The 20757-nt window shown below is 39.4% G+C and carries 17 protein-coding genes; 12 read left to right on the plus strand and 5 right to left on the minus strand.

Annotated elements, in window-relative coordinates; genetic code table 11:
- Nucleotides 1-11 precede the first annotated feature (11 nt).
- From kduI to ACYZ0U_RS10785, 3 genes are all read right to left on the minus strand, one after another.
- Entirely contained in the window at nt 12-842 is an 831-nt protein-coding gene (gene kduI / locus ACYZ0U_RS10775; RefSeq protein ID WP_461452096.1) for a 5-dehydro-4-deoxy-D-glucuronate isomerase, read from the minus strand.
- Nucleotides 843-1283: 441 nt separating this feature from the next.
- The gene (locus tag ACYZ0U_RS10780) at nt 1284-2603 is read right to left on the minus strand and encodes an SGNH/GDSL hydrolase family protein (protein ID WP_461452097.1); all 1320 of its coding nucleotides are present in this window, start codon (nt 2601-2603) and stop codon (nt 1284-1286) included.
- A gap of 14 nt (nt 2604-2617) precedes the next feature.
- A complete protein-coding gene (locus tag ACYZ0U_RS10785) occupies nt 2618-3841 on the minus strand; it encodes an OmpP1/FadL family transporter (protein ID WP_461452099.1) in 1224 nt (407 codons plus the stop codon).
- A 205-nt stretch (nt 3842-4046) separates the two neighbouring features.
- Between ACYZ0U_RS10785 and ACYZ0U_RS10790 the strand changes: the two genes are divergently transcribed.
- The 12 genes from ACYZ0U_RS10790 to ACYZ0U_RS10845 all read left to right on the plus strand — a co-directional run bounded on the left by ACYZ0U_RS10790 (nt 4047) and on the right by ACYZ0U_RS10845 (nt 17413).
- Nucleotides 4047-4934, plus strand: coding sequence for an AraC family transcriptional regulator (locus tag ACYZ0U_RS10790; RefSeq protein ID WP_461452101.1), 888 nt, complete (start codon nt 4047-4049; stop codon nt 4932-4934).
- 241 nt (nt 4935-5175) lie between these two features.
- Nucleotides 5176-6972: an acyl-CoA dehydrogenase family protein gene (locus ACYZ0U_RS10795; RefSeq protein ID WP_461452103.1), complete on the plus strand. Its 1797-nt coding sequence runs from the start codon at nt 5176-5178 to the stop codon at nt 6970-6972.
- 82 nt (nt 6973-7054) lie between these two features.
- A complete protein-coding gene (locus ACYZ0U_RS10800; protein ID WP_461452105.1) occupies nt 7055-7798 on the plus strand; it encodes an electron transfer flavoprotein subunit beta/FixA family protein in 744 nt (247 codons plus the stop codon).
- 16 nt (nt 7799-7814) lie between these two features.
- Nucleotides 7815-8789 carry an electron transfer flavoprotein subunit alpha/FixB family protein gene (locus ACYZ0U_RS10805; RefSeq protein WP_461452107.1) on the plus strand — a complete coding sequence of 325 codons (975 nt, stop codon included), beginning with the start codon at nt 7815-7817 and terminating at the stop codon, nt 8787-8789.
- A gap of 8 nt (nt 8790-8797) precedes the next feature.
- Nucleotides 8798-9247: an acyl-CoA thioesterase gene (locus ACYZ0U_RS10810; protein WP_461452109.1), complete on the plus strand. Its 450-nt coding sequence runs from the start codon at nt 8798-8800 to the stop codon at nt 9245-9247.
- A gap of 1 nt (nt 9248) precedes the next feature.
- Complete coding sequence (locus ACYZ0U_RS10815; protein WP_461452110.1) at nt 9249-9509, plus strand: acyl-CoA-binding protein; 261 nt, start codon at nt 9249-9251, stop codon at nt 9507-9509.
- 255 nt (nt 9510-9764) lie between these two features.
- A complete protein-coding gene (locus ACYZ0U_RS10820; protein ID WP_461452112.1) occupies nt 9765-10217 on the plus strand; it encodes a DUF2147 domain-containing protein in 453 nt (150 codons plus the stop codon).
- Nucleotides 10218-10251: 34 nt separating this feature from the next.
- Complete coding sequence (locus ACYZ0U_RS10825; protein WP_461452114.1) at nt 10252-12633, plus strand: 3-hydroxyacyl-CoA dehydrogenase/enoyl-CoA hydratase family protein; 2382 nt, start codon at nt 10252-10254, stop codon at nt 12631-12633.
- A 101-nt stretch (nt 12634-12734) separates the two neighbouring features.
- Nucleotides 12735-13910: an acetyl-CoA C-acyltransferase gene (locus ACYZ0U_RS10830; RefSeq protein ID WP_461452116.1), complete on the plus strand. Its 1176-nt coding sequence runs from the start codon at nt 12735-12737 to the stop codon at nt 13908-13910.
- 25 nt (nt 13911-13935) lie between these two features.
- On the plus strand, nt 13936-15756 hold the full coding sequence (locus tag ACYZ0U_RS10835; protein WP_461452118.1) for an AMP-dependent synthetase/ligase: 1821 nt from the start codon (nt 13936-13938) through the stop codon (nt 15754-15756).
- A 2-nt stretch (nt 15757-15758) separates the two neighbouring features.
- Nucleotides 15759-16520 carry an enoyl-CoA hydratase/isomerase family protein gene (locus tag ACYZ0U_RS10840; RefSeq protein ID WP_461452120.1) on the plus strand — a complete coding sequence of 254 codons (762 nt, stop codon included), beginning with the start codon at nt 15759-15761 and terminating at the stop codon, nt 16518-16520.
- Entirely contained in the window at nt 16520-17413 is an 894-nt protein-coding gene (locus ACYZ0U_RS10845) for an SDR family oxidoreductase (RefSeq protein ID WP_461452122.1), read from the plus strand. Before ACYZ0U_RS10840 ends, ACYZ0U_RS10845 begins: the two co-directional genes overlap by 1 nt.
- 311 nt (nt 17414-17724) lie before the next feature.
- Here the strand turns inward: ACYZ0U_RS10845 and ACYZ0U_RS10850 are convergent, their stop codons facing one another.
- Together ACYZ0U_RS10850 and ACYZ0U_RS10855 are read right to left on the minus strand one after the other, a co-directional pair.
- Nucleotides 17725-18345: a class I SAM-dependent methyltransferase gene (locus ACYZ0U_RS10850; RefSeq protein WP_461452123.1), complete on the minus strand. Its 621-nt coding sequence runs from the start codon at nt 18343-18345 to the stop codon at nt 17725-17727.
- Nucleotides 18346-18354: 9 nt separating this feature from the next.
- Entirely contained in the window at nt 18355-20394 is a 2040-nt protein-coding gene (locus tag ACYZ0U_RS10855; RefSeq protein ID WP_461452125.1) for a tetratricopeptide repeat protein, read from the minus strand.
- Between the last annotated feature and the right edge of the window lie 363 nt (nt 20395-20757).

Raw genomic sequence — 20757 nt, forward strand, 5'->3', positions numbered from 1 at the left:
ATGAATTTATATTACCTAATATTAGTTATGGCTATAGGATCCATGTCCGTATAATCTAAATTCTCACCAGCCATGCCCCAAATAAAGCTGTAGCTTGCTGTACCACTACCTGCGTGTATGCTCCATGGAGGAGATACAACTGCATCATAATTATCCATGGTGATATGTCGGGTTTCTTCACCTTCGCCCATATAATGAAATATCTTTTGGCCATCCGGTACATCAAAATAAAAGTAGGCCTCCATTCGCCTGTCATGTACATGCGGCGGCATGGTATTCCAAACGCTTCCATCATGCAAAATGGTTAAACCCATTACTAACTGGCAGCTTTGTATACCCTCCAGGTGAATATATTTATTGATAGTTCGAAAATTTGCTGTTGCCGGGGATCCTAATGTAACCTTAACCGCGTCTGCATTAGATAACAACGTGGTTGGATAAGTTGTATGAGCAGGGGCGGAGAGCATATAAAAAACAGCCGTGTTGTCCGATTTTTGGCTTGAAAACTTTATATTTTTGGCGCCATTGCCAATGTAAAGGCAATCAAGTTTATTAAGTTCATATATTTTACCATCAACATTTACTAACCCATCGCCCGCTACGTTGATAATACCTATTTCCCGCCGTTCCAAAAAGTATCCGGCACGAAGGTTAGAATAATTGGGTAGATCCAGTTCAGCAGTTACAGGATTAGCAAAACCAACGATCATTCTGTCATAGTGTGTATAGATACAATTGATCTGGTCTGGTTGTACTTGGTTTTCTATCAAAAAGCGCTCGCGAATTTTAGCAGTTTGATAGTCTTTAAAATCATCCGGGTGTACACTGTGTAATACTTTCAATGGAATTATAATTTAAGCCATGCAATTGTACAACGATGTTAGATAATACGAAAGTTATTCACCTCATATTTCTACTTAAACGTTTAAGTGCGGATTGATGACAGGTTATAAATTAAAAATCCTGCTGTTAGCAGGATTGAATTTTTAAAAAATAGATATGCGATTGAAAATAAGTTTCCTAAACAGAGTATTAGTAGTCTGTAGTTTATTCAATAATTCTAAACATTACTAATACATATTCCCAAAAGCTGATCCTGCTTTTAATAATGATCTCGAATTGTTCGTCAATCCGGGTGGAAAATTCTGTTAGTTCACGGCTCATGGTTAAAATGTTTGATGTTACAAAAGTAAAGCATTTTTATACCAAAAACCAAATCGGTATTTGTTTTGTTTTAAAAAAAGTTAATGCATACATTATATGCACTAACTTTTCAGCAAATATTATGGAAATTGTAAGCCCGGATAACTTGCTACGTTAGCAAGCGGGATATTTGAACCGTATTTATTGTTGATTGCCAGTATAAACTGGTTAGCAATAATAGCATAACCACGAGGGGTAAGGTGAACACCATCTAAGGAGAATAAGCCACCTGTGATGTATGATGACGTTAAACTTATACCGTCAACTTCCAAACCATTTAATTTAATGTTATTTAGGTAGGTATAAGCATCAAATACCGCTAAACCGCGCGCATTAGCCTGGCTTGTAATGGTTGCATTATATGATTGTACGTAATTGCGTGTTAACGCAACCTCATTAGCATCAAGCACGTATTGGTTATCAACAGGTGAGTACTGTGTTAAACCGTAAGGTAACATTCCGTAAGGTGTACTTACAAGTGTGCCGATCATACTTGTAGGGAAAGTAAGTACGATCAGGTCATTGCTGGTAGCTAATCTAGGTGCATAAGTAGTACCGGATACCAAAGCGTTTATATAAATACCTTGAGCCGTAGGAGCTAATTGTTTGACCTCCGCATTAATTGCTGCGACAGTTATTGTATTAAAATAAGGTATTGCGGTTACATCTGGTATTGTCGCAACTACGCCTTTAGCGCCGTTTGCTGTGAGTGTTTGCAATGATAACTCGTACAATTGAGCAAATGTAGTTTGATTCGTTAAAACATCACCCGCACCGCCAGATGTTGCATAAAGTAAGGCGTCATTGTTACCCAGCCAGTCTGAAAAGAATGTGAATGGCTTGGCAGTTACAAAGTCGAGGTAATCAGTAGTTAAAACTGAAGTTGATCCATCGCCAGGAAGCAAACGCTCAAAATAACCGTTGTAATTTCCGTATTGTGGTGTAGTAATTTCTAATAGTTTAATGCCCGGTACACCGTAATTTTCAATATCGCCTGTATATTTAGTATATAAAATAACATTACCGAAACCGGGTACATTGTATTCACCTCTTATAGCTAAATCAGTAGTTACATTGGCAGTAATAGGGCTACCACTTGTAGTAAAGCCGGTTAATTTTAAATAACCCGAACCATTAGCTTGTGCAGTTGTAAATAATGGTTGATTAAATGCACCACCGCCAACACTCTGCATTTGTTGCGCCATGATGGCGGGATATGAATTTTGTTGACCGGCTAAATATAATCCGCCATTTGAATAACCGGCTGTTAATGAGTTGCCTATGGCAATATATCGTCCAAAATTAGCCGTACCGCTGGATGGTTTAGGAGTATGTACTTCTGGTTTGCAGGCTGCTAAAAATAACAGGCCTGATAGTATATATAATTTAAAGTTCTTCATGCTGTATAATTTAATTACCAGTGATATGCCAGTGATATGCCAGGGATGTAAACATTTGTTTCAAATGTACCTGCTAACTGAGTTTGTATGTTTGTTTGATCGCGAGCCATAACGTGCTCATATTCGAAAGACACATCAAGATCTAAGTGTTTAGCGAATGTATAGCCTAAACCGCCGGTAACAAAAGCTCGGTTGGCATCAGGCGCTTCAGGAGATACAAAGCCGTCCTCAACAGCGGTAGTAGCATAGCCGCCACCAAACCGAATAGCAACGTTGCCACGCGTTTTGTACTGTGCGCCACCCCTAAAACTATATGCGTCTTTATAATCCCGTTGCTCAACAGTGTTTTGCAATGCCGGGGTTGTGGTTCCATAATCAAATGCCAATACTTTATAGGTGTCCCAGCTAATCTCATTTATATCCAGTGCAAGTGTCCACCTGTCTGTCGGATAAAATCCAAAACCTATTGTGTTGGTTGCAGGCAGCGGGATACTTGCTGTAAATGTATTTGGCTGAGGAAATTGTGCTTGCAATGATGCCGGAACTGTAAAGATTGCATTGCCGTTTTTTATGGTTGTATTAACCTGCGAACGGTGTGTAATACCTATAGTGATGTTATCTTGTGTCTTAATATAAATACCGGCGTTCCAGCCATATCCTTTGCCTGACCCTTTAAGTTCTGCCTGGCCATCCTGTCCTGCAGCATTGGTTAAGGGTAGCGCCTGGGTTAGATCAACCGTACCACGGTTATATACAAAACCCCCGCCTATGCTTATAAAATCAGCCAGCCTTATACTTAATGTTGGTTGATAATAAACGGCTTTTAGGTTGAGGCTTTCCAACACATATTTTCCTTCCCATTGATTCCCCCAGTCTGTTAACCCACCAAAAGGCGTGTAAACAGCCATGCCGAATTTCCACCAGGAGTTTTTAGGACCTAAAACGGCATAAGCGTTAAAAGGTGTTGCAACCTTATTAGCCACGTGATCCTGAATGTTGGTTCCTTGTGGATTAAAATCCGATTTGAAAAATAACGGACTGATACCACCCTGAATGTAGTTATCAGGTAGCATAGCAACAGCGCCGGGGTTAAAAAATACGGATGCACCATCTTGTAGTAAGCCGGTGCCGGTGTGGCCCATGCCAATTTGCTTTTGTCCTTCCAGGTTTACCTGGAAACCCTGTGCAAATGAAATAACAGGCATTAGTGCTAGCACCAATAGTAGTAGTTTCTTCATAATTGTTATAATTGGTTTAAGATGCGGTTGCAAGGTACGCATACTCGCTATCTTTGAGAAATAAAATTAGTTTGCTTTTATACTAAAAAAAGGGTTATAATGCGGAGATATTAGTCAAAAAGTCGGAGAATAGGTTCTATGATTTTCGATGGTAAAATCTGATCCAGTTTAATTAAATTCAGCTTTAAACCATATCTTGCACTATATGAATAAAAAGGTAGCACACTTAAGCCTATCCAAATTTGCAGACCTGTATGCTGATAAATTGGTCGGCCCGGATTTCTTCATCACCGATGAAAAGCAGCTCCTTAGTTTAAGTGAATATCCATACCGTTCTGATGGCTATATTATAGGAATATGTACCCGTGGCACCGCACAAGTTGAGGTGAACCTGCAAATATATCAAGCCAAGGCTGATGCGATGTTGCTGGCGACTCCATTCCATATATTAAGGATATACAATAGTAGTGAGGATTTTTTGTGCAGGTTTATCGTGTTTTCAAAAGCATTCCTTACCGAGAATAATGTCAACAGTCATTTCCTGGAGTCATTTAGTTATTTTAAAAGCGCGTCGTTGCCGGTTATCTACCCATCGCACGATGAGATCAATATGCTGTTGGATATTTATATGCTGATGAAAAAAAAGCTGGACAGGGAAGATCACCCTTACCGTATGGAGATATCGCGCAGCATATTAACATCTCTCCTTTACGAAGTTGAGTCTATTTATAATAGTCACCATGTAATTGTAAAAGGTAAGCAAACACGTAAACAGGAATTAAATGTATTATTTCAGGAATTAGTTTTCCATCATTACAAGGAACACCGGAATGTGCAGTATTATGCAGATGCGCTATTTGTATCGTCTAAACATCTAACCGAAACCATAAAAGAAGTTACAGGCCGAACAGCAGGAGAGTGGATAGATGACGCCGTAATATTGGAAGCCAAAGTATTACTTAGGAATCACGACATCAGCATTGCACGCGTTGCCGAAGAGATCAATTTCCCCGATCAGTCGTCATTTGGCAAATATTTTAAAAATCATACCAGTATGTCGCCTTCGGATTATCGGGTCGCGACAGCTATTTAAATCAAAATTTAAAAGTAAAAAAGTCAGTATAAATTCACGAAACTTTGATTTTTTACTTTTGAATTTTGACTTATCACTCTTTCCGACTTTTTGACGAATATCTCCGCATTGTAAACCTTTCATTGCCGTTTCAACCCTTATAATTTTACCGTTGATTATAAAACTAACATCGTAGCGGAAACTACCATATTTTTCGCACGGTCAATTAAATATACAATTACATCCTTAAAATTAATTTTTTATGAATGATACCGAAGCTGTAAAAGCTATAAAAGGCGGTGAGTTCCTGATAAGGGAAACCCCTGCAGAATCTGTTTTTATTCCTGAAGAATGGAATGAAGAACAATTGATGATCGCTGAAACATGTACTAATTTTCTTGTTCAGCACGTAACCCCCAACCTTTCACGTATTGATGAGCAGGAAGAAGGCCTTATGGCGCATTTAATGGACGAAGCAGGCGCGTTGGGTTTATTAGGGATATCTATTCCTGAGGAATATGGTGGCTTTGGCAAAGATTTTAAAACATCAATGTTGGTTACCGAAAAACTAGGCGCAGGTCACTCTTTTTCTGTAGCTTTTTCGGCACATACAGGCATCGGTACATTACCCATATTATATTACGGCACCGAAGAGCAAAAAGCTAAATACGTTCCTAAACTGGCCAGTGGCGAGTGGAAAGGTGCATATTGCTTAACCGAACCAAGTTCGGGCTCCGACGCCAATTCAGCTAAATCACGTGCTAAGTTAAGCGAAGATGGTAAGCATTATATACTCAACGGACAAAAAATGTGGATCACTAATGCTGGTTTTGCAGATATATTCACCGTTTTTGCCAAGATCGATAATGACGAAAATCTGAGCGCTTTTATCGTTGAGAAAGGCTTTGAAGGGATCACCTTAAATGCTGAAGAGCATAAAATGGGTATAAAAGGTAGTTCTACCCGCCAGGTGTTTTTCAATGATTGCAAAGTGCCTGTTGAAAACCTGTTATCTGAACGTCAGAACGGTTTTAAGATCGCGGTTAATATATTAAACCTTGGTCGTATCAAGTTGGGTGGCGGTACCATTGGTGCAAGCAAAGAGGTAATTAGCACAGCTGTAAATTATGCAAATGAGCGTGAACAATTTGGCAGGCCAATCTCCAAATATGGTGCTATCCGCTACAAACTAGCCGAACAAGCGATAAAAACCTATGCATCAGAATCTGCCGCTTACCGTGCAAGCGAAAATATGGAGCAAGCTACCGAGCAATTGATTGAAGGCGGTATGGATCCAATTAAAGCAAAGCTGAAAGGTACTGAGCAATATGCCATCGAAGCTGCAATAATAAAAGTAAATGCGTCAGAAACGTTGGATTATGTAGTGGATGAAGGTGTGCAAATATATGGAGGGATGGGTTACAGCGCTGAAGCCCCGATGGACAGAGCGTACAGGGATTCACGTATCAACAGGATCTTCGAGGGTACTAACGAGATCAACCGTATGCTTACCGTTGATATGATGCTTAAACGAGCTATGAAAGGCGAGCTTGACCTAATGGGCCCCGCACAAAAAGTAGCCGGCGAATTAATGAGCATCCCTGATTTTGGCGGCTCTGACGAAGAAACACTATTCTCCAAAGAGAAAAAATATATTGTTGGCTTTAAAAAAGCGGTGTTAATGGTTGCCGGATCTGCCGTGCAAAAATTAATGCAGCAATTAGGTAAAGAGCAGGAAGTATTGATGAACTTAGCCGATATGCTGATCGAACTTTATGTAGCTGAATCAACCCAATTACGCGTTGAAAAATTAGTCGGCATCCGTGGCGAAGAGGCTTGTAAAGAACAATTAGATATTATGCGGGTTTATATTAACGATGCAGCAGAGAAGATTTTTAAAGCAGGAAAGGAAGCCATAAATTCGTTTGCTGATGGTGATGAGCGCCGCATGATGCTGATGGGTTTGAAACGTTTCACCAAAACCGAAGATTTTAACACCACACAAGCACGTAGAAACATTGCAGCTAAGTTAATTGAAGAAAATAAATATTGTTTTTAACCTCACCCTTCCCTTTCCAAAGGAGAGGTTTATAAAGTCTCTCCTTCGGGGAGATCTAGAGGGGTAAATATAAATCTAACACATGAAAATTTTAGTTTGCATAAGCCAGGTGCCGGATACCAGCACCAAAATTATGCTGAAAGACAACGATACCGCTGTAAACTCGCAGGGTACAACTTACATCATTAATCCTTACGATGAGTGGTATGCGCTTGTGCGTGCCCTTGAACTAAAGGAAAGTGGCATTGCTACCGATGTTCATTTAATAACTGTTGGCAAAGCCGATACGGAGCCGGTAATTCGTAAAGCATTGGCATTAGGTGGCGATATGGCAGTAAGGATTGATGCCGACAGCAATGATGCATCCCAAACAGCTAATTACATAGCAGAATACGCTAAAATTGTAGGTTACGATCTTATTTTATGCGGAAAGGAATCTATTGATTACAACAATGGTTCAACAGGCGTAATGATAGCTGAACTATTAGATGCTGATTATATTGGCTTTGCGACAAAAATTGAAGCTGAAGAAACTACAGCAATCGTAACCCGTGAAATTGAAGGAGGTGAAGAAACTGACATCGTTAATTTCCCGGTCGTGATCTCTTGCCAGAAAGGTGTTGCCGAAGCACGCATACCAAACATGCGTGGCATTATGGCTGCACGTACTAAGCCCTTAAACGTAGTTACACCGGCTGCAAGTGCAGCAGTAACTGCAATTTTATCATACGAAATGCCGCCTGCTAAAGCAGGAGTGAAGATGGTTAGTCCGGATAATATGGACGAGCTGGTTGAGTTGTTGCATTCCGAAGCAAAAGTTATTTAATTAAAATCCGAAAGAGATGTCTGTATTAGTATTGGTGGAACACACCGATGGAAACATAAAAAAGAAAAGCTTCGAGGCTGTACAATACGCTGCCGAGATAGCCAAAAAAGCAAATACAACTGCTACCGCATTGGTTTTAGGTGCAATTGCTGATAGCGAATTAGAGAATTTAGGCGCCTATGGAATACAAAAAGTACTGCACGTTGCTGATGAGCGCCTGAATGAATTACATGCCCGTGCCTACGCAACAGCTTTAGTTAGTGCTGCGCAGAAAGAAAACAGCAAGATTATCATTGCTTTACATGATATTAATGGCAGGGCGGTAGCGCCGCGCGTTGCGGTAAAACTAAAAGCGGGCTTGGTAGCAGGTGCGTTATCGTATCCTGACCTGGAAAAAGGCTTTGTGATAAAAAAGGCTGTATTCTCAGGTAAAGCCTTTGCATTTGTAAATATTACCAGCGATGTTAAAGTGATTACTTTAATGGCTAATTCATTTCCAGTAGCGCCTGGCAGCGGTAAGGCAGCTATTGAAAAACTGGATGTTATTTTTGGCGATAAAGACTTCGGTATTAAAGTAAAATCGGTTAATAAAGTAACCGGTGAGGTATCATTAGCTGATGCGGAACTGGTGGTATCTGGTGGTCGTGGTATGAAAGGCCCTGAAAACTGGGGATTGATTGAAGACCTGGCGCACGAATTAGGTGCAGCAACCGCATGTTCGCGCCCGGTTGCTGACGCAGGCTGGAGGCCTCACCATGAGCATGTTGGTCAAACCGGTGGTACAGTTCGCCCTAATTTATATATCGCGGTTGGTATCTCGGGTGCTATCCAGCACTTGGCAGGTGTAAATGGTTCAAAGGTTATTGTTGTGATCAATAAAGATCCTGAAGCGCCATTCTTTAAAGCAGCTAACTACGGAGTTGTTGGTGATGCTTTAGAAATACTGCCAAAGCTTACCGAAGCGGTTAAAAAATTCAAACAACATAAATAAAATACGTTATGAATGTGTTTTATGAGGGGCAGGTTTTATGGTCGCAGATTGATGCCAACCAGCATATGCGACATTCTGCCTATGCCGATTTTGGCGCACAGGCAAGGCTAACCATGATGGAATGCCTGGGCCTTGATCTTAAAGAACTGCTGAAATATAACATTGGCCCTGTATTATTCAGGGAAGAGTTGTTTTACACACGAGAAGTTGGAATTAATGAGCGGATCAAAATATCATGCGAGCTAATCAAATCAAGAGCGGATGGTTCACGCTGGACAATGCGCCACGAGGTGTTTCGCAGCGATGGCATTAAGGCGGCTACCATTATTGTTGACGGTGCCTGGATCGATCTTGAAAAAAGAAAACTTGCAGCTTTACCTGCTGAATTGATGATCCACTTTATGAACTCGCCTAAAGGAGATGATTATATCGAAGAGCGGGTAAAACCTAAAATCTAACATGATGACACTAAAAGAAAACTTTAATAAAGCAGTTCTTGAAAGCAAAGAGATCCCAAAACGACCGGATAACGAAACGCTTTTACAGCTTTACAGCCTGTATAAACAAGCAACCGAAGGCGATGTAAACGGCGAAAAGCCAGCCATGTTTGATTTTGTGGCACAAGCAAAATATAATGCATGGACAAGCTTGAAAGGCACATCGACAGACGATGCCATGCAACAATATGTCGCTCTTGTAGAGAAATTAAAAACCAATTAAACAGAAGCCGGACTTTTTTCGGCATATTCAGGAAGCCAGGTCAAACTATCCGTAATTTTGACAAATGTTTCCGCCATTTAGCCCTTTGTAATAGCCTTTGTAAAGGGATATTTGTTATAGTAAAACCGATATAAACTATTAATTGCCGTGTTATTTTATTCGTCTGTAAAGGGTGAACTGTTTTGATATGTTTTGCATATCTTGTTAGTCTATTCTCAATAATCGAATTATTAACCGGTATTAATCTTTACAAAAATGTCAGTACAAAAAAAGTATTTCATCAAGCTTGTGGTTTTAGTTTTAGCCATTACTTCGATTAGCCTTTCAGCGAAATCGCAGACAGATCAAATTGAAGGTTTATGGTATAATGATGTTAAAAGTGGCAAAATACTCATCACCAAAGCGGCAAACGGCAAGTTTTACGGCAAAGTTGTTTGGCTGCGTGAACCACTAAAAAATGGTAAACCTAAAGTTGATGAATTAAACCAGGATCCAAGCTTGCGCAGCAGGCCAAGATTAGGACTACCTGTTTTGGCTGATTTTGTAAAAGACGGCGATAAGAAATACACCGACGGAAAAATTTACGATCCGCTCAATGGCAAAACATACTCGTGTACTATGACCTATAAAGGCAAAACTTTAGATATACGCGGCTATATTGGTATTTCACTTTTTGGACGTACAACTACTTGGACAAGAGTAGAATAGAGATATTTATTTAACAGAAACATAAGCAGAACTAATGGTTGCTAAACGAATTATAAAAAAGGTTGCTGTACTTGGCTCAGGTATTATGGGTAGCAGGATTGCTTGTCATTTCGCCAATATCGGGCTGCAGGTATTGCTGCTTGATATTTTACCCAAAGATGCACCGGCAGGCGACAAAAAAGCCCGCAATAAAATTGTTGATGATGCATTGGCGTTTGCCTTAAAATCAAATCCATCGCCCATCTATTCAAAATCATTTGCTAAGCGTATTACTACCGGGAATTTTGATGATGACATGGATAAAATCGCCGATTGTGATTGGGTGATCGAGGTTGTGGTGGAACGTTTGGACATCAAGCAAAAAGTATTTGAAACGGTTGAAAAGTATCGTAAAACAGGTACATTGATCACGTCAAATACATCCGGCATCCCGATCCATTTAATGACTGAAGGCAGGAGCGAAGATTTTAAACAACATTTCTGCGGAACTCACTTTTTCAACCCTCCGCGCTATCTGAAATTATTGGAGATCATCCCGACAAAAGATACACTAAGCAGTGTTGTTGACTTTCTGATGCTTTATGGCGAAAAGTATCTCGGCAAAACTACGGTTTTAGCTAAAGATACACCTGCCTTTATTGGTAACCGAATCGGCGTGTTTAGCATTATGAGCGTTTTACATTATGTAGATAAAACAGGCATGACGGTTGAAGAAGTTGATAAATTGACAGGCCCAGTCATTGGTCACCCAAAATCAGCAACATTCAGAACCAATGATGTGGTTGGCTTAGATACTATGGTTCATGTAGCCAATGGATTGGCTGAAAATGCACCGGACGATGAAGCGAAAGAACTATTCCAGATTCCTGAATTTGTAACCGGCATGGTAAAAAACAACTGGTTAGGCAGCAAAACAGGCCAGGGTTTCTACAAAAAAGAAAAAGTAAATGGCGCAAACCAATTCTTCGCGCTTGATTTGAAAACGCTGGAATACAAACCATCTCAAAAAGTAAAATTTGCATCGCTGGAAACTACAAAAACAGTCGATAGCTTAAAAGATCGCCTTAAAATTTTATTCGCAGCTAAAGATAAAGCAGGCGATTTTTACCGCTCGACATTTTATCAATTATTTGCTTACTCAAGTAATCGCATCCCTGAAATTTCAGATGAGCTTTATAAGATAGATTCCGCCATGAACGCCGGTTTCGGCTGGGAAATGGGGCCATTTGAAAAATGGGATGCCTTGGGCGTTGCCGATACTGTAAAAGCGATGGAAGCATCGGGCAATAAATCCGCGCAATGGGTTTATGATATGCTTGCATCCGGTGCGCAATCATTTTACAAAGTAGAAGGTGGTAAACGTTTGTACTACGATATCCCATCTAAAAGCTATAAAATAATACCGGGTACAGAGCAATTTATCCTGCTCGATAACATTCGTCCAACACATACTATTTGGAAAAACAGCGGCACTACCATTACCGATATTGGCGATGGAATTATTAACCTGGAATTTCACACCAAAATGAATACCATTGGCAGTGAAGTGATTGAAGGAATCAATAAAGCCATCACGCTTGCTGAAACAAGCTATAAAGGCTTAGTCATCTCAAACGAAGGTGCGAATTTTAGCGCAGGAGCAAATGTAGGAATGATATTCATGCTCGCAGTAGACCAGGAGTTTGACGAACTGAACATGGTTATCAAAGCATTCCAAAATACAATGATGCGGGTTAGGTATTCATCAATCCCGGTTGTAGTTGCGCCGCATCAAATGGCTTTAGGCGGTGGTTGCGAAATTTGCCTGCATGCTGATAAAGTGATTGCCCATGCCGAGCTTTACATGGGCTTAGTTGAATTTGGTGTAGGCTTGATCCCCGGCGGCGGTGGCACCAAGGAATTTGCTTTAAGATTATCCGATGAATTACAGGATGGCGATATCGAAATGAATAATTTCCGTGATCGTTTCTTGACCATCGGCCAGGCAAAAGTATCCACTTCGGCTTATGAAGCATTTGATTACGGTTATCTTAAAAAAGATCGCGATGTGGTTGTGGTATCACGCAATCGTTTATTAGCCGAGGCTAAACAGCATTGCCTGCAAATGGCTGATGAGGGATATGTACAGCCTACGCCACGCAAAGATATTCGCGTATTAGGTAAACAGGCTTTAGGTTTGGGATATGTTGGTGCAAATACCATGTATAGCGGTAATTACATCAGCGAGCATGATGTCAAGATCTCGCAGAAACTTGCTTATGTATTAGCTGGTGCAGATTTATCACAACCAACTGTAGTGAGTGAAGATTACCTGTTAGGATTGGAAAGAGAAGCGTTTGTGTCGCTTTGTACAGAGCGTAAGACATTGGAGCGGATCCAGTCGATATTAACAGGCGGTAAAGTACTAAGGAATTAGAACCAAAAGCAAAGAGTCGGGAATCAAGATAAGAATAGAAGCCGTTTTTCTTCAATCTTGGCTATTGATTCTTGATCTGCTAAACAATATAAAAAAAAGATATGAACGCATATATAGTGGCGGCCAGCCGCAGCGCAGTTGGGAAAGCAACCCGTGGCGGATTCAGATTTACCCGTCCGGATACGCTTGCAGCGGATGTTATTAAGCATTTGGTGGCATCAGTTCCAAATGTAGACAAAGATCAAATCGAGGACGTTATTGTAGGTAACGCCACACCCGAAGCGGAGCAAGGCTTAAACGTTGCACGATTGATATCGTTGATGGCGCTCGATACCGATAAAGTACCGGGAATGACCGTGAACAGGTACTGCGCCTCTGGTTTGGAAAGTATTGCTATCGCGTCAGCAAAAATACACGCCGGTATTGCCGATTGTATTATTGCCGGAGGGGTAGAAAGCATGAGCTTATTACCCATGGGTGGCTGGAGGATTGTTCCTAACGCTGATGTTGCGTTGGCTCATCCCGACTATTATTGGGGTATGGGGTTAACCGCCGAAGCCGTTGCAAAAGAGTACAATATCAGTCGCGAAGAGCAGGATGAGTTTGCCTATAATTCGCATCAAAAAGCCATAAAGGCAATTACATCAGGCACATTTAAAGATGAAATAGTACCTGTTAATGTGACCGAAATTTATGTTGATGAAAGTGGCAGGAAGAAGAAAAGAGATTTTAAGATAGATACGGACGAAGGGCCGCGTGCCGATACTTCAATTGATGCTTTATCGAAGCTAAAACCGGTGTTCGATGCCAAAGGCGTAGTAACTGCCGGCAACTCCTCACAAACCAGCGATGGCGCTGCCTTTGTAATGGTGGTAAGCGAGCGTTTCATGAAGCGAAATAATCTTACTCCGATTGCACGTTTGGTTGATTATGCTGTTGTTGGTGTGCCACCACGCATTATGGGAATCGGGCCGCTTTATGCTATTCCCAAAGTGCTGGAAAAATCAGGTATCAAACAGGACGACATCGATCTTTTTGAATTGAACGAGGCATTTGCTTCGCAATCGCTTGCGGTAATTAAAGGATTGAATTTAAACCCGGATCTGATCAATGTAAATGGTGGTGCAATCGCTTTAGGTCACCCGCTGGGATGCAGTGGTGCAAAGCTTTCTGTTCAGCTATTTAACGAATTGAAAAAACGCGATAAAAAATATGGCATGGTTACCATGTGTGTAGGTACAGGCCAGGGTGCAGCCGGAATATTTGAAATGTTATAATAATAAGCCGATAAACGATAGCAAAATGGAAAAAGCGACAAGATTATTTGATTGCATGGCGATACAGGCCGACAAGCCCCGCGCCGACCTCCTGATTGCTAAAGAGAACGGCAATTGGCATTCCTACAGCACACAGGAAGTGCATACCATGGTCTATCAATTGGCTATCGCGCTGATGGATATGGGTATTTCAGCTGGGGATGGTACAAGCGAAGCCCGGGATAAGATCGGGTTGATTGGAAACGGAAGACCTGAATGGGTTATTGTCGATCTCGCTGTACAGTTAACCGGTGCTGTATTAGTGCCGTTATATCCTAACACAAGCACTAAAGAAATTGAACTGATACTGAATGAAGCAGGGGTAAAACTAATGTTTGTGAGCAACACTGAACTTTGTGAAAAAATAAAACAGGTTAGTGGCAATATTCCATCATTAAAAGGCATTTATTCTTTTGACAAGATTGATAGTTGCAATAATTGGACTGCCTTATTAAAACCACTTACCCATAATCACCAGCAAAGAATAAAAGATGCCAGTGATGAAATCAAGGAAGATGATCTTGCAACCATCATCTACACATCCGGTACCACAGGAAGGCCAAAAGGAGTGATGTTGAGTCATAAAAATATCTTGAGCAATGTAATAGCATCTGGCGATGTGCTGGCCGAAGTTCCAATTTCGGATAAACGGGCATTTAGTTTTCTTCCATTAAATCACATTTTCGAAAAAATGTGCACTTATATCTATTTATTTTATGGTTTTTCAATTTCATACGCTGAAAGTATAGATATGATCGGTGCTAATATGCGCGATGTTAAGCCGTCAATTTTTACCTCTGTACCCCGGTTGCTTGAAAAGATATTTGAACGCATTATGGTTGAAGGGCAAAAACTTTCCGGTGCTAAAAGGAAAATATTTTTATGGTCGGTTAAGTTAGCTGAGCAATATGAAATTAGCGGAAACAGTTCCTGGTACAGTATTAAATTAGCCATTGCAGATAAGTTGGTTTATGGTAAATGGCGTGCTGCAGTGGGGGGAAATTTAAAAGCGATAGTAGTTGGTAGTTCAGCTACACAAATCAAACTCGAAAAAATATTTACAGCTTCGGGCATGGCAGTTTTGGAAGGTTATGGGCTAACTGAAACATCCCCGGTTATCGCCGTAAATCATTATAATGCTCCTCAAAGAAAATTTGGTACTGTAGGAACAGTTTTAGATAAAGTAAGTGTACAAATAGCCCCGGATGGTGAAATACTTTGTATGGGGCCTAATATAATGCTCGGTTATTATAAAAATCCTGAATTGACAGCCGAGGTTATACAGGACGGTTGGTTCCACACAGGTGATATTGGCGAGCTTGATGCAAACGGCTTTTTGAAAATCACAGATCGTAAAAAAGAGATCTTCAAAACATCGGGCGGAAAATATGTTGCACCATTGCCTATTGAAAATAAAATGAAGGAAAATAACTTCATTGAGCAAATGATGGTTGTGGGTGCAGGCAAAAAATTCACCGCGGCACTTATTGTACCATCATACACCAATTTATTACCATGGTGTAAGCAGCACGACGTGCCTTTTACCTCGCACGAAGAATTAATTAAGGATAGCCGCGTAATAGCCTTGTTTCAAGCAGCTGTTGATGCCTTTAATCCTGAATTTAACCACGTGGAGCAGGTTAAAAAAATCACCTTGCTGCCTCATGAATGGTCTATAGATAGCGGTGAACTTACACCTACAGGAAAAATGAAGCGGAAAGTTATCATGGAGAAATATGAAGCCGAAATTGAAAAGATGTATGCTGGCGAGGCTAATGAAAACCCATCTTTAATACCAGCCCAGTAATCATGAGTACATTTCAAATAACCACCAGTAATGGGCTTGCAACGCTTACTTTAGATCGTGGCCGATCAAACCCGATTAACCATGATATGGTTAAGGAATTAGCTGCTTGCATTAAGCAATTAAATGGGGACGATACTGTAAGTGGATTAGTTATTACAGGTAAGCCAGGCTTTTTTTCATCGGGGATAGATCTGATCGAAGCTTATGATTACGATGAAGAACAGATTAAACAATTTTGGGTAGATTTTCTGGCATTACCCGGCGCTTTATGCTCATTTAAAAAACCATTAATTGCTGCAATTAATGGTCATAGTCCGGCTGGTGGCTGTGTCATAGCGTTATGTTGCGATTATCGGGTAATGGCTGAAGGACAATTTATCATAGGATTAAATGAAATTCCTGTAGGAATTATTGTTCCGGATGGAATTTTTAAGTTGTATTCATCTTGTATTGGCGAAAAGAAAGCTTATCAATATATCATGGACGGTAAATTGCTAAATCCAACTGAAGCGCATAATGCCGGCTTGGTTGATGAAATTTGCAGTGCTGAAAACCTGTTGTATGTTGCCGAAAAAAAGGCGAGGACATTGATGCAATTTAACCCGGTTACATGGAGCACAAGCAAATTAAATTTACGTGCTGACCTGATCAATAAATTAAAACAGGATGATAAGGAAACCTTAACCATTATGCTTAAGCAATGGTGGGCGCCCGAAACTCGCAATGGTTTACAAATGATGATCGAAAAGTTAAAGTCAAAATAATGAGCGACAGCAACAATTCAAATACTGCATACCAGGGTATGTTACGGGATGATGCCTTAAAAGGCAAAACTATCATCATAACTGGTGGTGGTACTGGCCTAGGTCGTTCTATGGGCACTTATTTTTTAAAATTGGGTGCTAATTTGGTGATCACTAGTCGTAAATTAGATGTTTTGCAGCAAGCAGCTGATGAAATGTCTGTAGAAACAGGAGGTAAAGTTATTGCCGTTGCCTGTGACGTTCGTAAATATGATGAGGTTGAAAATATGCTTAAACAAGCTATTAGCTCATTTGGCAGGATAGATGCATTAATGAATAATGCCGCCGGTAACTTTATATCACCTACCGAACGACTCTCACCAAATGCTTTTTCAGCAGTGATTGATATCGTTTTAAAAGGATCAGCTAATTGCTCCCTTGCCTTGGGTAAATATTGGATAGCAGAAAAAATCCCCGGCAATATATTAAATATAGTAACTACTTATGCATTTACGGGGTCTGCCTATGTAGTTCCATCTGCTTGTGCAAAGGGTGGCGTTTTAGCCATGACACGTTCCTTAGCTGTTGAATGGGGCAGGCACGGCATACGCACGAATGCAATAGCACCCGGACCTTTTCCGACAAAAGGCGCGTGGGAACGATTATTGCCAGGTGATATGACTAAAAAGTTAGATTTTAAAAATCGGGTTCCGTTAAAAAGGGTAGGTGAGCACCAGGAGTTAGCTAATCTTGCTGCGTTTTTGATATCAGATTTTGCCGGTTATATCAATGGCGAGGTTGTTACTATTGATGGTGGTGAATGGTTACAGGGTGCTGGCCAGTTTAATGCGCTTGAAATGGTTCCTGATGAAATGTGGGATAATATTGAACAAGCCACGCGTAAAGCTAATTAACTCTCAATTTTAGCTCAACAAATTTTCTATTTTATGCGATTATAATAGAGCTTATGGTTTTATTATTTATTATTTAATAACATCAATCAGCTTGCAATTAGAGGAAGTTATTTTTATGAAAATCCCAATAAAAGCGACGGGCACTATACTACGCTCTGTGTTGGCTATCGGATTGATAATCTAGGTCTTGATTTTTCATATGTGCCGCCAGTGAGCAATCCAGCCCGTTAGCAGGTGTAATACGCTTTATATTGAATTATAGCTTTGGAGCTGTAAAGTAGGTAATATTATATTAAAGAAAGTAAATTATATTAGATTATTGCAATAATTCCAACGGTTATAAATTCATTATATTTAAAAAAATGGCCGGCAATTCTAAAAAACGGAAAGGAATATTGTTTTATAGTTTCAAAACCAACTTGTTTCAGAAGCTTTTTTGTAGTATTAAAATCTACAAATTGTACATGTGTATCATCTGATTTAAATCCTTTTTCCTGAGGCGTTATTACTATAATTTTTCCATCCTTTTTTAACAAATAGATGTATTGCTTCAATAAATGAATAAAGTCGTTAGCAGCCATATGTTCTGCAACATGTGCCAATAATATGGAATCAAACGTTTCAGGAATATTATAGGGGGAGTTTAGAAAATCTTCTATTGTGTATGCGTTAAGCCCCCGGCTTTTACAAACCTCTATTGAAGTGGGGTTATGATCTACTCCAATACCATTTCCATTTAAATGCAGTAAATTTCTGCCAATACCGCAGCCAATATCTAATACAAATCCGGGTTTAAGACTTTGTATATTTCTTTTGTAAGGATATTGTACATTGAAAAACTGTTTCCACCAGGCCGATTGCCGAAAAATCAAGCCATCTGTATAGTTTTTCTCATTCGTAGGCTTGCCTGGCGCTTTATGTTTGGTTTTCATGATAAAGAATTATTTAGTATTTAATTCCTTTTTGGCCCACTCTAAATTACCAGTTGCAAGTTTATGATTAGGATTTATCTTTAAAGCCATTTCACAAGCTGCAATGCCTTGTTTCCATTGTTTTAACTGATTATAGGCCGCTCCCATATTACTGTAAGCATCAGCATCATCCGATTTTAAAGAAATCGCCATTTTACAAGCCTCAATACATTTTTGATAATTTTGTTGGTTATAATAGGCAACGCTCATGTTGAGATAATCAGCCGCTGACAAGGGTTTTGATATAATTGTGTTGGTTGTTAATGATTGGCGCTGGGTTGCTGCTTTTAAATAATTTTTAGCACCGGTATCGTTAGGTAAAATTGCTAAAGTTTGCTGTGCAACTTGTTTTAAGCTATCCCACTGGCTCAAATCATTATAAGCGCCCATTAACACTTGTAAAGCAATAACTGAATATGGATTTATTTGCAAAGCCTTCTGCGCCATAGGTATAGCTTCGGCATCACGGTTAAACGATTTTAGATACCTGGCATAAAATGCGTATGAATCGTATGTATTAGGGCTAAGTGAAATCGCTTTCTTAAAATCCGCATCCGCATCAACAGGCCTGTTACTAGCACCGGCTAAAATACCCATGTTTATAAACAAAGTGTTATAGTAAGGTAGATATTGCTCGGCTTTTTCAAAATATTGCTCCGCAACTGTATAGTTTCCTTTACCCATTTGTGTTAGGCCATAATTCATTAATCCGCGACCATTTAACGGACTTTTGATTGTTACATCATACCATAAACTTTCATCATTATTCCAAACCTTGTCGCGTTGGTGTATACCGTAAGCGTTCAATCCTAATATTAAGAATATGCAAATTCCCAGTGCTGTTCTGAAACTTTGATTGCTGGTAATTTTTTTTTCTATCTTAATTATACGGAGTCCAATATAAGTGACTACACTAAATGATAAACCTATGAATGGGAAAAACATCCTGTGATCATTTGTAACTTCGGCAAAAGGGGCTAAAGATGTTGGTAACAAAGAGGCGGCAAACCATATTAATCCAAAAGCTATGGGTTTGGTTTCTTTTTTGGAGGATGTTTTAAATATGGTTACTATCAAAGCAACTACAAAAATTAACCCCAAAATTATCCGCTCATCAAAAATATTTGATATAACTCCGAGATCTGTATCGGCACTTAAATTTAATGGTAAAAAGAAAGATATAAAATAATGCAGCCAAACCCAAGCCTGTGTAAGTACATAACCCAAAAATGGATTAGTGATACCAGATATAGACTTAATTTTTGATAAAGTATAATATTGTGCAAAAACTACTAAAACAATCAGTGGTAAAATCAGCCAAATTGCAGTGGTTATATTTTTAAAATTTTTTGATTTAAACAAATCTCCAACCGATAATTCATTTTCAAATAATATAATATAAAAGAATAAAAGTATAATTAAAACGAGCACCGTCTCTTTTGTAAATACACCTATTATTGCCGGGAGAATATATAAACCAAATTTGCGCTTTTGCGGATAAGCTATATATATTAAAAATGATGCTACTATACAAGTTGTTGATATTACATCAGATCGGGAAATGATATAATTTACAGTTTCGGCATTAGCCGTATTTAGTATGTACCAAGCTGTTGCACCAAGTGCTATATAATCAATCCAATTATGATTAATAGATTTTACTAATAAATTACGATACATAAAGTATAACATAATACCCAGCAATACAAACCAACTAAATGTTGATAACTGGAAATAGAATGGTGTTAACCCTCCGCCCAACCAATAATCAATAGCAAGAGTAGTTGTAACAATAGGCCTTAACCCCCAGTGCAGAGGATCAGAGCTAAACATTTTGGGATCCGTAAAAAACTGGGGGATGTTTTTTAAATCACGAATGTGTATATTATCAACTACTGCATGTGAATCATCAAAATGAAAACCGTTGTTAAAGTGATTTGCATAAGCAGCTATTAATACTGCAAGCAATAAGATACCTAAATATAAAATATTAGTATTCGGTTTAGTCATTGGTTTATTAATAGGATTAACTGTTTAACTACTGCTAAATAATGAATTTTATACAGTTAAACAAAGCGCTGTTGTCAAATTTTAAAAATATGATCATACTAAAGTTTCATAGTTATTTATCTTACAGGTCTAGCTAATCATTATAGGGAAAGGTTTCGCACTATTTATGATTGCATTTTTTGTGATCATAACACATTTTATTACATTGCAACATAGGCACATCAAAGGTAAGGTCATTGTCAAAATATCTATAATATTGTCAGATCCGCTCCGGTAACAATAATCGTGAAACACAATTTTTATATCAACATTTAGGTGCACATAAGCAGCATATGACCATGCAGTAACCATCATTTCTCCTGC

It is taken from the genome of Mucilaginibacter sp., from assembly GCF_965225845.1.
In the GTDB taxonomy this organism is placed as follows: domain Bacteria; phylum Bacteroidota; class Bacteroidia; order Sphingobacteriales; family Sphingobacteriaceae; genus Mucilaginibacter.